The sequence below is a fragment of the Paenibacillus sp. GCM10027626 genome (assembly GCF_042676285.1).
GTDB lineage: Bacteria > Bacillota > Bacilli > Paenibacillales > Paenibacillaceae > Paenibacillus_Z.
Map to the genome: position 1 here is coordinate 56430 of NZ_JBHTHC010000005.1, position 14966 is coordinate 71395.

Sequence of the window (14966 nt, forward strand, 5' to 3'; positions counted from 1 at the left end):
AACCTCTCCTTTCCGGGCATCTACTTCTGATTGGCCATCGCCTTCTTCAGCAGTTCCTCCGCCTCCTGCAGCTTCGGCTGCGGATCCTGCTTGCCTTCCGTAATTTGCGTCACCGATTCGTTGATGACTTTGACCGCCTGGGCGTAAGCCGGGTCGGTCAAAGTCACAAGCGTAAACCCGCTTTCGCCTCTCACCTTGTTCGTTTTGATGTACTCCAGAAACGCTTTCGGAGCGCTTTGCAGCTTATCCGCGCGCGCCTTGTTCTCAATGTAGTCCTTGCGGATCGGCAGCATGCCGCCCTTCTCCGCGATCATCTGCTGAATATCCATGTTCCACGTCCAGACGTTGAATTCTTTGGCCCACTTCTTGTTCAGCTCGGGTTTGGCCGCCCAAATGTAATGCATGCCGCCACCCGCGGACAAGCGCATCCACTTCGTATCGTCAGGCTTGTTGGTCATCGGCACGATCATGAAGCCCCAGACGAAGTCGGCAGGCGTCGATTCTTTCATTTCATTGCCGACCCATACGCCGGTGGACACGAGCGCCGCCTTGCCTTGCAGCACTTGCATTTGCGACTGCGTATGATTCAAAGCGGCTACGCCCGACGGGAAAAATCCTTTTTGGCCAAGCTCGTAAATTTTGTTCCAGCGCTCGATATTTTCCGGAGAGGTGTAGTACGGCGAACTAAAATGACGGAAGTTGTCCTGGACTGTACTTAACGTGCCGTTCGCTTCGGCGATTTCGAACAGCTTGTGCGGTCCGGACAGCCCTCCTTCCAAATAACTGGGGTATATGCCTGGATAGGTGATCGGAATGATGCCCTTCGCCTTGATATCCTCCAGCAGCTTGACGAATTCGTCCCATGTTTTCGGATTTTGATTCCAGCCGTTCTTCTCGAACAGCTTCTTGTCGAAGAACAGGCCGGAGCCCGTCGCGGAATTCGGAAACACATAGCTGGTGTTCATCATCCGGGGAGCCCCTTCGAACTGCCCTTCTGTCGCGAGTTCCTTCAGCGTCTCCCCGCTGCCGTCGTACGTTTTGCGGTCCCACAGATCGTCCTGCGGCTCAAGCTTGCCCATCTGGGCCAAGGAAATGAGGTTCGCCGGGCTGCCCGAGAACATGTCGAACATGTCGCCGTCATTGTTGGCCGCAACTTTGGTATTGATAATTTCGGCGATTTTCGGCGAGTACGTCACTTCGAAACTGACATTCGGAAACTTCTGCTTGAACGTATCCATCGCGTAGTCGAACCATTCCCGCCCCATGCCGGATTCGAAAAATCCGACCTTCAGCGTCACTTTCTGATCTTTCGGCAAGCCGTTCTCAGCGTATACGTTCGTTTGCGGCGCCGTCCCCGACGGAGACGGACTGCCCGTATTTGCCTGCGAATCGTTCTGCGCCTTGGCGCACGCCATCGACCCCGCGGATAGCATGGCGAGCATCAGTGCGACAGCGACAGACTTCCACTTTCTCTTCAACATGGACCCTCCTTGATTGCGATTGATTTGTCACGCTGCAAAAGTACCACGAGCTCCGGCAATCCGTAAATGATCGATTTTCTCACCACATAGATGATATTTGACAAGAACGCCCCGCCGCTGCCCCAATACGGTGTAAGCGTACGGGACTAATCGGCGGGGCGCGAGTACCACGAGCTCCGGCAATCCGTAAATGATTGATTTTCTCACCACATAGACGATATTTGACAAGAACGCCCCGCCGCTGCCCCGATGCGGTGTAAACGTACGGGACTAATCGGCGGGGCGCGAGAACGGCGATAAGCGATTTTTGAACTCCGCCTACCATTTTCGGGCGAGTCCGGCGATTTATCCCATATCTTTGCGATAATTACCCGGCGTATTGCCCGTTGCTTTCTTAAACACGCGGATGAATGTGAGCGTTTGCCCGTAGCCCACGGCAGCCGCAATGTCGCCGACCGTCGCTTCGCTTTCCTTAAGAAGCTCAATCGCCCGGTCGATTCTGACCCGAGCGACATAATCGTTGAACTTCTCGCCGAACTCATCCTTGAACAATCGGCTCAAGTAGCTCGCGCTTACCCCGAATTCCCCGCTCAAATGGGCGAGCGACAACTCCGAATTCGCATAATTGTCGGCAATGTACCGCTTCACCTGGTGAATAAGCGGGTGGCGATTGCGTCTTTCCCGCACATTCCGCATTCGCTGGTCCGCATCGACGAGAACTTCGCGGAAGCCCGTCAGCATGTCGTGCACCGTTTCCCGTTGTTCGACGATGGCGTTTAACCGCTCATGCACGCCGCCATTCCAGATGTCCTGGAATTCGACTGGCAGCTCCAGCAGCTCTTTGTGCAGGTGGTAGATCAAATAATTCAGCAGGCTGGTGGCGTCGCCGCGCGCGAACAGACGCTGGACGATCGTCGCATGCAGCTCGCCGAAATGCGCCTCCCATTCCTTGTCGCCCGAACGGAACGATTGGCAGAGCGCCCGGATCGTATGCAGCTGCCGGAACATTTCGCCAGGCGGCATGGAGGCGAGGTCATCCGGCCCGATCAGCCGATTCGTGCCCAGCGACGATTTGTAATCGAGCCCTTCTTCCGCCTCCTGATATGAAACGGCCACATGCTCGACGAGCTGTTGCCGCGAACCGATGCCGATCGTGACGGTGTATGGCAGATGCTGCTCGACCCATTGCCGCAATGTTTCGAATACGGGCGTTTCCTCCCAGTCCTCCGGCACTCCCGCCTTCAGCATGCAGACGACGGCGAGGCGCTGCGAAGCGACCCATTCCGACCACACATCGACCGGTTCGGGCTCGGTTATTTCCTGCACCACGACGCTCAGCACATGCTTCAGCAAATATTGATCGCTGCGGCCATACTCCGCAACGAAGCCGGAATAGCCGTCCAGCTCGACAATAACGACGCTATACCCGGCCGGCACGCCGTCCACGCCGAACTGCTCGAGTTCCTGTTGCCAGGACGCCCCCTTCCCCGCAGGGACGCCCTCGAGCATCGTCCGCAAAACATGCCGCTTGCGGTAGGCGAGGTTCTGCTCGCTTCGCTCCTGCAGCATGTCGGAGCGGTCGAGCAAGTCCTCGATCGCCGTCTCGATCAGCCGCAGCTCGTCGCCTTTGTGGGATAGCGGCAGCTCGTGCCGCTTCTGCCGGGCGTACTCGTCGATGCGGCTTACGATCGTCCGGATCGGCCGGTAATTGCGGCGCGTCACATAGACGAGCCATACGATCCCGAGCGCGATAATCGAAAACCCGAAGAAGATCCAAACATAGAACAATGAGGATACCCAGTCGACGATATTCGCCTTGTAAATGCCGCTGCGCACCGTCCACCCCGTATAATCGGACGTGACGCTGGACCATTCTTTGCCTGCGTTGGCCCCTCTGCCGGACGGGGTCCCCGCAACCGCCGACGGTGCGTTCGAGGCGATGACGTTGCCGTCTTGGCCGACCAGCTCAACGTAATTGAGCTTCGAATCGGCCATGTTGCCGATCAATTCGCTCAGTCGGCGAACGTTCACATTGACCACCATCAGGCTCCGATCGAGCAGATTTGCGAACTTGACCAAGCTGACCACGTCCTCCGGCTTGCTTTCCGGCCGTTCGCGATACGCATGCGCAGCCTCCCACCGGTACGGAGCCGTGCTCGTAATATGCGCTCCGATGAACGTTTTGTCGCCGAATTTATCGATATCGGCCAGCATCGCAGGCGTCAGCACCGCCTGTCCGACGACCCGGTACAAGTAGATCGAGCCGATCAACCGGTTGTCGTTCATCATCCGCTGCAAAGCTGATACCGCTTCGTAATCGGTATATTGACCGAGCGGCACCCGCTCGGTCGTAAAAAATGCTTTTACCCGGCCGTTCCCCGTAATTTCTCGGATCATCGTCTCGTCGATCCCGCGCAGCGCATTGTCGACCGCTTGCATGACGCTTTGCGACAACAGCTCATTCGCTTTCACTGCGGACCGCTTGGACATTTCGCTTAGCGTCAAGTAAGTGATGAGCAGCAAGCTCAGACTGATCACGAAGAACACCGGCAAATAGGACAGAAGCAGACGATGAAACCAATTTCGCCGCATAAGTTCCTCCATGAACCGCGTTTATTCTGAAATTTTACATGTCCGCAGGCGCCCTGTAAACCTGAACTTTCGGGACTGACTTTTTTGAGGGAGGATAAAACCATATAAACAGAGAAATGTGGCCTTTCCAGGGAACAAGCCAAAAGTCGCAATTTCACTGGTAAAGGTGGTTTTGAAAGGAATTTTCAAAAAAATGTAGAACACCTCCTACATAACCTTTACATAGGAGGTGTTTTCAGTGGGTAGACCATGGCTTGGACAGCTACTCACCTATGTTTCTACAGTATATGGAATTGGCGAAAAAATCAATCTAGCGAAAGACGAAAAAAAGAAGCCCCAGATCATGGCGGTGGAAGAACTTCGGATTCAAGCTGTGACCTTGGATACGCCGCTGTTCAGTTTGCTGGAATGATGGAATGTCGACACATGTCGGAAAAGGGAGTTATATGACTTGGCGTAGGGGCTTGCTGCCATACGATTGTTCCAGTCATGCTTATGAGGGCGATGATCAGGTTTTGATATGTCGATTGGTTCACATTTTTGTCGCCGTTCCCTTTCCCGAAGCAAACCTCCACAAAATTGGAAACAAAAGCCGAAACTTCTGTGTAAACAATGACGGTTTCTTTTGCCGGGAAAACGTATTAACATAGAACTTGACGCACTCGAAGGAAGGAGCGCCAGCCTTGAAACCGACGGTGAAATTTATGTTTATGCTGGGGCCGGTTGCAGCCGCTCTCCTGTGGCTTGTCTTGGCTCGCTCGTTCGGCTTGTGGCCGCTCGGGCCGGGTGAGCCGTCCCCGACTCTCGGAGGCGCCGATACGCGGTTGCAGCTGCATTTATTCATCGGCGCGCCGCCCGGGACAAGCTTGCCGCTACCGGCGGACGATTTCGTGCGGCAAACGATCGAAGCCAAGTTCAACGTCGAACTGCGGATAACCGCAATGCCCGCCGGCGCCGACTATGAGCTCAAGCTCGCTTCGCTGCTGGCGTCGAACGATCCGCCCGATATGTGGCTGAGCTATGAGCGCGACGGCGGCGCCTCTTACGCACTCAATAACGCGCTGGCCGATATGACGCTGTTCGTATCGCCTGCCGCGATGCCGGACTATTTTCGATACTGGATGACGGAGACGGAGCTGCGGCAATACCAGTTCCATAACAAATTCGTCCGCGCGCCGCTTCCGTACGACAAGAAGTCGTACCGGACCTACTATATCCGCAAAGACTGGCTGGACCGGCTCGGACTCGCCGTACCGTCGAATTACGACGACTACGTGAACGTATTGCGCGCCTTCACCTTCGGAGACCCGGACGGCAACGGACGCAACGATACCTACGGCTTTACCGCAGCCGGCGCGGGAGAGAGCATCACGACCGATTGGCCGGAATATGTCAAGAACGGGCTGCTGTATCCAGACTATTATGCGGATGGGCAACTCGTGGATATGCAGATGGACGCCCGCGTCGGGAAAGTGGTGGACGATATATTGAAAATAACGCAGGAGGGGCTGGCCGATCCGGACTGGTTCTTGAATCGAAATGCCGACGCATTGGAGAAGGCGGTGCAAGGCAAGGTCGGCGTCATCCTCGGCGATACGGCGGACTTCGCTGCCGACGCCAATCCCGACAGTCTGCAATCGCGCAGCAGGGCGATCGATCCAAACGCGAACTGGATGCCGTTCAACCCGTTCGGCGACAATCCGTTGCGGGCCGCGGTCGGCCCAGGCTACCCGTTCGTCTTCTCCAATGAAGTATCAGGCCGCAATCCGGAGAAGCTGAAACGGATTGCCGCCATTCTCGATTGGCTGTGCGGCCCGGAGGGTTACCTGCTGTCCCACTACGGCATCGAAGGGAAGCATTATTCACGGGACGGCGATACTGTCACTTTAATGCCCGAGGCGATCGCGCACGATATCGGACAGAAGGGGAATTTCCTTGCGATCTGGAGCTTCTTCACGCCGAACGACCCAGGTCCGCTCGGCGTGAAGGTCGTCGATCCGCGACAAACGGAGCGTGACCGGACAATTGGCCGTATACTCGCGTCCATTCCGGTATACGAAAGCGTCGGCACGACACTGACGCCCCCGTTCGGCATCAACGCGGAAACGATGCGCGCCCGGCAAAATGAATTGCAGGTCAAAATGATGTTCGGCGATAAGTCGGGCGCCAATTGGCCGGTGTACCGCAAGCAAATTTTGGAGATGTACAACGGGAGCCTCATTTTCAAGCAATATGAAAATGAGATCAGGAGCGCCAAAGGGCTGCCGGCTCTGCCATAACGAAAGTCCGCGGCTCCGTTCCGGCGCTTGCCGCGCAACTCGCGGTTGCGATATGGAAGTTCGTTATCTGTCGGGTTGTTACCCCCAATTGTCCGGGAGCGATGAAGGATGGAAATTTATCAGGAACCGATTCATTACCAGAATCAAGCGCTATGCATAAAAGTATGGGAATTTACGGCGAACGCGCACGTTCCCGTTACGCCCCTTCATGACATGCGATGGCATTATCATAAAGAAATCGAATTCATCAGCGACCGGCATGCTGTTCGTCGAATATGTCAATCGCAAGCGAATCGCCAAAGCGGAGCAGTTGCTCGTCACGACCCGGGACAGCGTCACAGAGATCGCCTTGGCTGTCGGGATCGGGAATATGGCGCATTTCTACGAGTTGTTCAAACGGTATAACCGTTGTACGCCCAAACAATTTTTGCACAAGATGGGGGTTGCCGGTGATGTTTGACAGATGGCCGGCCCAGGGGGAACTGCCTAAACCCGGGTAAGCTTATCCGGGTTTCGTACAATGTAGATTCCGGCAAACTTTCCGCGTCGGAGTTGTATACATATAGTTTGCCACGATTTCGCCTCCCGAACGGAGTACGATACCGGTCTCGCCGTTCAGAGGGGCAGACTCGAAGCGAAGATTCCCCTGAAGGCTTTATGAACTCGAACCCGCCGAGCAGGAATCGGCCCACGTGATCGCGCGTTCGTATCGGACGCGTCGCCGCGATTACTTGTCCGCGCCCGTCGGAGACGAGCATGACGTCTTCGGTCAGCAGCGACAGCACATGATCGACGTTGCCTTGCTCGAGGGATGTAAGGAACCGGCCAACCCATTCCAATTCGGCCGCTTCGGCCGCAATCGTCTCTTCCTCGGAAATTCCCATCTTGCTTCTTGCCCGGCTCATCAGCTTCTCTTACAATCGCCAATGCTGTATACGCCCGGCGCCCCTTGGACGCGATAACATTCATCCACCAGTACCTGGCGCAAGCCCATACTGCGAAGAGCCGGATTCGGGATCAGACCGATCGTCCATATGCATAGGGAGGCCGCCAGACGATGGCCATTGTCGAGCGTTACCGTTCCCGCTTCCTCCCGCATCGCCTTGCGATTGTGAAGCACTGTTACTCCGCATTCGCCGAGCATCTGATCCAGCTTCCGCCCCACTTTCGCCGGTCCTTCCGGGAAGAGCCGTTCCTGTGCATTCAGCAAATAGACGGAGATATCGGACGAATTCAGCCCTAGCGCCACTGCTTCCTTCCGCATAGCGCGCGCCAGCTCGACGGACGTCTCAATGCCGCTGATGCCCGCTCCCGCAACCGCGATTGTCATCAGCCGCTTTCGTTCCTCAGGGTTCGTCTCGCCAACAACCTTCCGCAGATTGGCATGCCAGCGTTCCCGGATGCCTGCCGCGGCTTGCGGCTCGGTCAAGGCGATGCCGCCCTGATCGGGATCCGGTCGCCGAATGATGCTACCGACCGCCACGACTAGAAGGTCATAACGAATTCGGGCATCCTTTCCTTGCGCATCCGTATATCGAATCTGTTTCTCTTCGCTATCCACGGATGTAACCGTACCTTGCACCAATTCAATAAGGTTTTATACTATATTTTTTTTATCCACCCATCATAAGTATACAGTTCGCCCGCAAGACCATCGCTTAAATTAGGACAGTACTATACTGGGTCCGATAAATCGCATTTTGATTATCGTCGTACACGGTCGTCTTCGTGACATTTCCGTGAGCATCCAAACCGGTATTCGCGGTATGGGGGCATTTCAATAGTATGTGCCGCAAATCATTTTCCAGGTAATGAAAAACCACATGGAGTTGTTACACTCGCACGTGGCCAAAAACTTTAATCATATGGGTACCGCCAACAAAACGCGGAAAACGAACGCTAAGCAAATATAATGGGTATCATTTTAGAAACAAATTCCCGCCAGGTAGCCAGCATACTGCGGATCGGGAACAGCCGCGACGCTCTCCTGCCGTAATTATGATCTAGCGCTGGCTTCATTCTCTCTGTCACCCTTGACAACGGCAACTTTGTAAGCCATATTTGCGTTATTTGATTAGGGGGTATTCCGAGGAGGTGTTAGATTACAATGAGGTTGTTTTTTCTTTTGGCTGCAAGCCTGCTCGCAGGCTGTACTTCAAAGGCCGGCTCTGATCCGTCCCCTTCCGCTGCTAATGGAGCCAGCCAAGAGGACAGCAACAAAAAAGAAGCGGAACGTATCCAACGGCTGGATGCAGAAAAAAATCCAAACCCAACTGATGCCAGCCCCCAGCCTGTTCCCCTGACGGAAAGAGATACATTAGATGGATCTGAAAAAGGACCCCGCGCAACTCGATAGCGTCCAGGCGGTGCAGCCCCCTTTTCCCTTTCCAAAAAGCCACCCAGACATCCAGGAGCGCCGCGGCGACCACGGCCCGGATTGAGATACGCGTAGCAGCCATCGGCAGAAAATAGTGAGTATCGACAATCCCTAAAGGTATTGTTTTAATAAACGTTTATAATGATTTCTACACCTTTTAAAACAAACGGGAGTTGATTATGCGAACACATACGAGAAAGTACGGGTATGCAAGGGTATCCTCCAAAGATCAGAATGAAGACCGGCAATTAACCGTATTACGGGAACAGGGTATTCCAGAGGAATACATTTTTGTAGACAAGATTAGCGGCAAAAATTTTGACCGTCCAGAATATCAGCTCCTGAAGCGTGTACTTCGAGAAGGCGACACCGTATTTGTTAAATCGATCAACAGGTTTGGGCGTAACAAGCGAGAAATTTCAAAACAATGGCAATGGCTGATTGATCAACGTTGGCAAAATAATGAGCTGTCCGCTGTGGAGTTTATGAAGAAACTTGGCCTGAAGAAGAACACATTCTATAAGATCATGAAGGAATATGAACAGGTCGCCGCGGCAACCAATTCGTAATATGGTACAATGTGTAAAAAGGAGAGGATTTCATGAAGAGTACAGGTATCGTTCGTCTTGTAGATGAGTTGGGACGTATAGTGCTTCCGATGGAACTGCGGCGCACATTGGGCATAGACATTGGTGATTCGATGGAGTTTTTTGTAGATGATGCGAGCCGGAAAATTCTGATCCGGAAATACCGCGGAGGAACATGCTATTTTTGTTCATCTAGCGAACAACTTGTCTACTTTAAAGAAAAGCTTGTATGTGGGAGATGTTGGAGTGAGCTGACCGGAGAGAAACGACGAAAAGTCCAAATACCGGGAGGATAATAGATTCATGGAGGCGAAGCGTGTCCAAAAATGGGACAAGGCAGCCTCGTATTAAATCCGTCCAAAATTAACGGGATATGTTCCGCGGCTACAGTCCCATTGATTCGCACTGTAACCTTATAAGGTCAACTGGCATTCTTCCGGAACACCCAGGGCAGACAGGAGCTAAAAAGAGCACCCCTGAAGGGGCGGCCTGTATCAATCTGTATGCAATTTTCATATTCAATCAATTCCTCAATCATCTTATCCAGTCCTTCATGACTTGAAGGTTGTTCAAAGCAGAAATGAATTGCTGACGCTTAGTCATTCAACAATCCCATTGCTTTAGCTGTGGGAGTGTCAATTGTACTTTCTTAATGCTTCATTAAATATATTCGCTAGCTTTTCATCGAATTTACCTTTATTACCTTGATCTGAAGGTTTTGTATAATGTCACCTTGATTACCTGTAACAGGCACTTTGCCATAAAGTACACCTTGAATAATATATACATTTGGATGGGTTGTACTTTCTCTTAGGAAAAAGCAAGTATTCTTCATTTTCATTCATGAGTTGATAACCTGCGGTACTGTAAACCACTTTTCCTTCAAGGGCTGCATTCTCTTGAACGATAATTGTATCTCCTTCATTAAACTTTCCTAAACCATTTCGATATAATTTATCAACCTTAAAGTTCGAAATCGTTCTGTAATCAGTAATAGTACCTTCTTCTCGTTTAAGAATCGTTTCTTTAACTCCTGTTTTAATTTGAATTATTGATGACTATTCCTATAGTAATCAAGATAAGTAACCCAACAATTATGGGAAGATAGATTCTAGGATTCTTTAAGGTCATGTACTCACCCTCCAATTTATCTTCATGATTGAGTCCTAAAGTGTGCCCAAATTCATGTGCAGCTGTTTCCTTCATCCTAGCCGTTTCCAACTTCTTAAATCTTGGAATATTAATTCTAATAGTAGATGTATCGTATTCACAAGCCCAGCAGGTAATCACTGACTGTAATTCATGGTATCTGCATAGAAACCTCCAAGATCAGTTGTACTAGCAAACCATTTTACAGCTGCGTTTGTAGAGCTGGTAGTCTGAGATGTTCCAACGTATGGAGAACTATTCCAAGCTGTAGACCCATGCACAGCATGGGAGGTGTAACCAGTTTGTGTAACGGAGTCACTTATATAGTATGACAAGGATTTATTTTCATTGTCCCCCCAATCCCCCCCATTTTAACATAGGCATTTGAAATTGAAAGAGGAAAACAAACAGCGATAAGAATGACTAACCCACATTCCACATGAATAAAATGGAAATTTCGAATTATTTTTTGTTGGAATCTGGAAGAGGGATCTCCGATTAGACGCGAATATCTTACTATTCGTGATTAATCGGGGGATCAAGACAATGGAAGTGGAATCCGGTGCATTCGGATCAGTTGGAAGCCCTGCAAACGCAAACGATGCAGCGGCAGATCGACAAGGAGCTAGGCTTGTGAGCAAGCAGCTCGAGAAGCTGCACGCCGCCTGTTTTGCGTGCGAGAATGATGCGCGCCAAGCGATCGACGCGTTCCAGAAGCAGCAGAAATGGAAATGGCACACGTGCGATTATGCCGTGCAAGCGGAGACGACCGTGCTTCCCCGCACCAAACGGGGCAGGCCGAAGGCCGATGAGTTGCCCCAGACAGAGATCCGCTGGATGATCACGACAGCAGACGTCCGCCTGCGCGATGAGACCGTACTCGACAAGACGCAGAAGCTGGGCATGTTTGTGCTCATGACGAGCCACGCGCAAGACGCGCTGTAGCGCCAAGGTACTCGACACGTACAAAGGACAAGCGGCCGAGAAGATCTTAAAAATTTCAAGCTCATATATAAACCAAATGGCAGCAAATCCTTGTATTACAAAGGTTTTGATGCCATCTGGTTGTCTCGTTTTGATGTTATAAACAGTCTCAAACTATCTTATAATCAGTCTCAATTTACGTTATAACTAACAGCAGCCTTCAGTATTTTATAGGTTCCAAGCACAAGATTGTTGAAATAGCCTTGGTCGCCATCCCCAATGGAGCTGTGTTCGGAACAATCCAGGGATATGAATGCCACGTCCGCTTTGGCAACGGTATGACAATCCCTAAGATCGCCATTAAACAGTTTAGTTTCAGTACTTCTGCACAGTCTTCTTGAATTTATACCTCTTGAACGGCCGTATAGTACTTCGAATCGACGAAAAGCGACGCGCTAATTCCCGCTCCCGAGCATACCGTTAGCAGTCGAATACGTTCGTCTGCAGGCGGTTCAAAGGTCTCGCTTTCGAAAAGGCGAAAACGAAGCGGGCGAACAACGACCTGCGAATAGTCGCCGTGGCGATACACGTTGATTTCGATCTTTTCTTGAATGCATAAAATGGATGAATACTTGGCGCCACAAGTATCAACCAATGGCCGCGGTGCACCGCTGATGCGATTCACTCTTGAAGAAACACTGACCGCATGGATATTGTCCTGTTCTTCGAAGGTCTGATTTTGAACGACGATTTGCTTATTATCCTCGTCGATTCGAACAAAGAGATCAGCGCCTGGCTGAAAGCCAGCTGTTTCGCATACGATATGCTGGAGCCAAAGGCGCGGCGCGTCATGCTTTTTGCTCACCGTATAAACTTTTTGCAGAACCAATTGACCTTTTTCCATAGTTTGAATGCCCTCATCGACGGATCGGGGAAGCCCCCGATGTCGCATGGGGACTTCCTCCTTCCGATTATGAGATCAATCTATACGAGACGGCTATGATTAAACGCACGAATAGCTCTACGAATGATCACCGGGTTACCTAGGGTCCGCTCAGGTCAGACCGTGTCCATTTCGCTGGCGCTTACAGCAGACGGCGATGCTCAGCCAGCCGGTGTCGTGGTTCCCTCAGGCCAGCCCGTGTCCAAGCCGCAATATTTTCCCTGCAAACGCAAAAAGACCAAGCAAAATCAGCTTCTGCTCAGCCTTTTTTTGATGATGTAATTGACATACTCTCAGGGGACAGACGTAACTTGCGTTCGTTGCCGGAGGGCCGCCAAGCCGCCGGTTCACGAAATTCACATCATACGGTTTTCACAAGTACCAGCCACACTCTCACTATAACAGCAATCCGCCCCGATGCGTTTGACCTCAATACTCATTTCATTGCACTATATGTTCACTTTATAATATCCTGCTATAATAGCCATAAAGATATTGGTTATGGAGGTAGGCCGTTTATGACGAAGTACTTGGATGATATGATCAGTCCAATCCCCATTCGCATGGAGCGCTTGACGGTGGATCCCTCCCTGCTTCGCATAAAAGGGCTCTCGATCATCGAATTCGGCCATTTGCCCAAACGTAAGCTTCGTCACAAAAGCGTATCCAACAATCATTGGGCTTTCACATACATTGTCCGCGGCCGTGGCATCTATCGCGCAGGCGACGGCGCCGTGCAGCGGCTTGAGCCCGGGAGCGTATTCTGGGAATGGCCAGGGACAAGCTTCGGCTATGGCCCGGATGAAGGGACGGACTGGGACGAGTTCTATGTCTCCTTTCAAGGGCCGCGCGTTCAAGAGTGGCTGGATTGCGATTTGCTGCAGCCTGAGCAGGTTTTCAGAATCGGCGTGAACAACGCCTGGATCCGAAAAATCGAAACGATCGGGGATTTTATCGAGAGCGGTCTCCCGGACAATGCGGATCGCGCCTCCTTGCTGCTTGAGGCTTTGATCTATGATTTTTGCATCGCCAATGAAGACAGCAGAGCGGGCAGCCGGCCGGGACGCAAGCCCGAGCAGGTGCTGCGTATTTTGGAAGGAATTTCCGATACGCTGTATCAGCCGTGGGATGAAAGGCAGTTCCTTGAGCGCCATCATATTTCCCGCTCGACGCTGCGCCGGGTCGTCAGGCAAAATACAGGTTACTCATTGAATGAATATGTCAACCGTTTAAAAATCAACGAAGCGAAAAAGCTGCTGCGGCTTACCGACCTGCAAATTCAACATATCGCCCAAATGATCGGCTATGAGGACAACGCCTATTTCGCCCGCTTGTTCAAAAAATATTCCGGCATTTCCGCGAACGCTTACCGCGCCAACAGCGAAGAAATAAGAAGCTAACGCTCCCACCATCCCATAAAAAGAAGGCTGCCTCAGTTATACAATAACTGATCAGGCAGCCTTTCCTTTCCGGCATTTTAAATCCTCTTCAACCTGAAGCTGAAGGCATAGGTGCGGGTGTGCAGCACATAGGCAGCATAAATACAAGAATCCGGTCTTTCCATAGAAAAAAAGAGCGATCAAATCGCTCTCTCCGGTACCGGAACGGGAACACCCGACAGGCTGCGATGCATCCAAATGGCCGCCTGCGAACCGTCCCCCATAGCTATAGATACCTGCTCAGAATGCGCCACCACATCGCCTGCGGCCCAAAGATGAAGCACGTTCGTCATTTTTGTGCGGGCATCCGCTAAAATATGATTGTTCTCATGCAAGCTCGCGCCAAGCTGGCGCCCAAGCTCTGAACGCACCTGATTGCCGCCAAAGGCGATAAAGCCTTTTTCCACCTCGTACACGGTTCCGCTCAGCATAACAACTTCACTCAGCTCGCTATTTTTCTCCGTCAGCCGGCTGACCGGAGCAGCAAAATATTCAATCTTGTTCGCTTGCAGGCGTTCCAGCAGCTGCTTGCTTACCTCGGTTTGCTCGTGATTGATATAAGTCAGGGTCCGCGGCGTCCAATAAGCGATCGTCAAGGCCATTTCCGCCCCTACATCGCCTGCGCCAAGCACGATTGTCCTTTTGCCGTTAACCTCGTAGCCGTCGCAATCCGGACATACATAAATGCTGCGGCCCAAACAAGGCAGCAAGCCCGGGAGCTGCGGCATGCGGTCCACAACGCCTGTCGACAGCAACAGACGCTTTGCCTGCACCGCTTGGCCGCTTTCCATCCATAATTGAAAGCCTTCCGCTAGCCGCTCCGCCCGTTCGGCCCGCGCCTGTACGAACACGACCCCCGTCTTTTCGGCCTGTAGCCTTCCTTTTTCCCGCAGCTCTTGGCCGCTCACCCCATCCGGGTAACCAAGCAAATTGTTATACTTGCGGCACAGCACCGAACGACCATCGCCGGCATCGATCACTAACGTTTTCCGCCGAAACCGTCCCAGCTGGATTGCGGCCTGCAGCCCGGCGATCCCCCCGCCAACTATGACACAATCATATTGCTCCATCGTTAAACCTGCCATATCGTATAGTCACCTTTCACTTCATCTTTCAACTTTCAACCTTCCTCCTATCTATTATGATGCTTTCTTTAAGCGGCTAAACGCGGGGTGAGAACATAATACCTGCATGA

General features: G+C 52.0%; 13 protein-coding genes. 8 read left to right on the forward strand and 5 right to left on the reverse strand.

The genetic code is table 11. From position 1 onward, the window contains the following. Positions 1-20: 20 nt before the first annotated feature. The gene (locus ACFQ0N_RS11765; RefSeq protein ID WP_379326145.1) at positions 21-1481 is read right to left on the reverse strand and encodes an extracellular solute-binding protein; all 1461 of its coding nucleotides are present in this window, start codon (positions 1479-1481) and stop codon (positions 21-23) included. A 345-nt stretch (positions 1482-1826) separates the two neighbouring features. After that, entirely contained in the window at positions 1827-4073 is a 2247-nt protein-coding gene (locus ACFQ0N_RS11770; RefSeq protein ID WP_379326147.1) for a helix-turn-helix domain-containing protein, read from the reverse strand. Positions 4074-4311: 238 nt separating this feature from the next. On the opposite strand from ACFQ0N_RS11770, the gene ACFQ0N_RS11775 reads away from it, so the two are divergent. The 3 genes from ACFQ0N_RS11775 to ACFQ0N_RS11785 all read left to right on the forward strand — a co-directional run bounded on the left by ACFQ0N_RS11775 (position 4312) and on the right by ACFQ0N_RS11785 (position 6812). Further along, on the forward strand, positions 4312-4485 hold the full coding sequence (locus tag ACFQ0N_RS11775; protein ID WP_379326149.1) for a hypothetical protein: 174 nt from the start codon (positions 4312-4314) through the stop codon (positions 4483-4485). 271 nt (positions 4486-4756) lie between these two features. Continuing rightward, positions 4757-6352: an extracellular solute-binding protein gene (locus ACFQ0N_RS11780; protein WP_379326151.1), complete on the forward strand. Its 1596-nt coding sequence runs from the start codon at positions 4757-4759 to the stop codon at positions 6350-6352. A gap of 259 nt (positions 6353-6611) precedes the next feature. Further along, the gene (locus tag ACFQ0N_RS11785; protein ID WP_379326153.1) at positions 6612-6812 is read left to right on the forward strand and encodes a helix-turn-helix domain-containing protein; all 201 of its coding nucleotides are present in this window, start codon (positions 6612-6614) and stop codon (positions 6810-6812) included. A gap of 444 nt (positions 6813-7256) precedes the next feature. Here the strand turns inward: ACFQ0N_RS11785 and ACFQ0N_RS11790 are convergent, their stop codons facing one another. Further along, positions 7257-7934 (reverse strand): NAD(P)/FAD-dependent oxidoreductase, encoded by a 678-nt coding sequence (locus ACFQ0N_RS11790; protein ID WP_379326660.1) that lies wholly within the window; start codon positions 7932-7934, stop codon positions 7257-7259. 525 nt (positions 7935-8459) lie between these two features. Here ACFQ0N_RS11790 and ACFQ0N_RS11795 point away from each other — a divergent pair. The 4 genes from ACFQ0N_RS11795 to ACFQ0N_RS11810 all read left to right on the forward strand — a co-directional run bounded on the left by ACFQ0N_RS11795 (position 8460) and on the right by ACFQ0N_RS11810 (position 11410). After that, positions 8460-8708 (forward strand): hypothetical protein, encoded by a 249-nt coding sequence (locus ACFQ0N_RS11795; RefSeq protein WP_379326155.1) that lies wholly within the window; start codon positions 8460-8462, stop codon positions 8706-8708. Positions 8709-8908: 200 nt separating this feature from the next. Beyond that, positions 8909-9298, forward strand: a complete 390-nt coding sequence (locus tag ACFQ0N_RS11800) for a recombinase family protein (protein ID WP_379326157.1) — start codon at positions 8909-8911, stop codon at positions 9296-9298. 32 nt (positions 9299-9330) lie between these two features. After that, complete coding sequence (locus ACFQ0N_RS11805; RefSeq protein WP_379326159.1) at positions 9331-9612, forward strand: AbrB/MazE/SpoVT family DNA-binding domain-containing protein; 282 nt, start codon at positions 9331-9333, stop codon at positions 9610-9612. A 1405-nt stretch (positions 9613-11017) separates the two neighbouring features. Continuing rightward, complete coding sequence (locus tag ACFQ0N_RS11810) at positions 11018-11410, forward strand: hypothetical protein (protein WP_379326161.1); 393 nt, start codon at positions 11018-11020, stop codon at positions 11408-11410. A gap of 382 nt (positions 11411-11792) precedes the next feature. Here ACFQ0N_RS11810 and ACFQ0N_RS11815 read toward each other — a convergent pair whose 3' ends face one another. Beyond that, complete coding sequence (locus ACFQ0N_RS11815; protein WP_379326163.1) at positions 11793-12341, reverse strand: hypothetical protein; 549 nt, start codon at positions 12339-12341, stop codon at positions 11793-11795. A gap of 509 nt (positions 12342-12850) precedes the next feature. Here ACFQ0N_RS11815 and ACFQ0N_RS11820 point away from each other — a divergent pair. Next, positions 12851-13732 carry an AraC family transcriptional regulator gene (locus tag ACFQ0N_RS11820; protein ID WP_379326165.1) on the forward strand — a complete coding sequence of 294 codons (882 nt, stop codon included), beginning with the start codon at positions 12851-12853 and terminating at the stop codon, positions 13730-13732. Between the two features lie 179 nt (positions 13733-13911). On the opposite strand, the gene ACFQ0N_RS11825 is transcribed toward ACFQ0N_RS11820, so the two are convergent. Further along, a complete protein-coding gene (locus ACFQ0N_RS11825) occupies positions 13912-14856 on the reverse strand; it encodes an NAD(P)/FAD-dependent oxidoreductase (protein WP_379326167.1) in 945 nt (314 codons plus the stop codon). Positions 14857-14966: the final 110 nt, after the last annotated feature.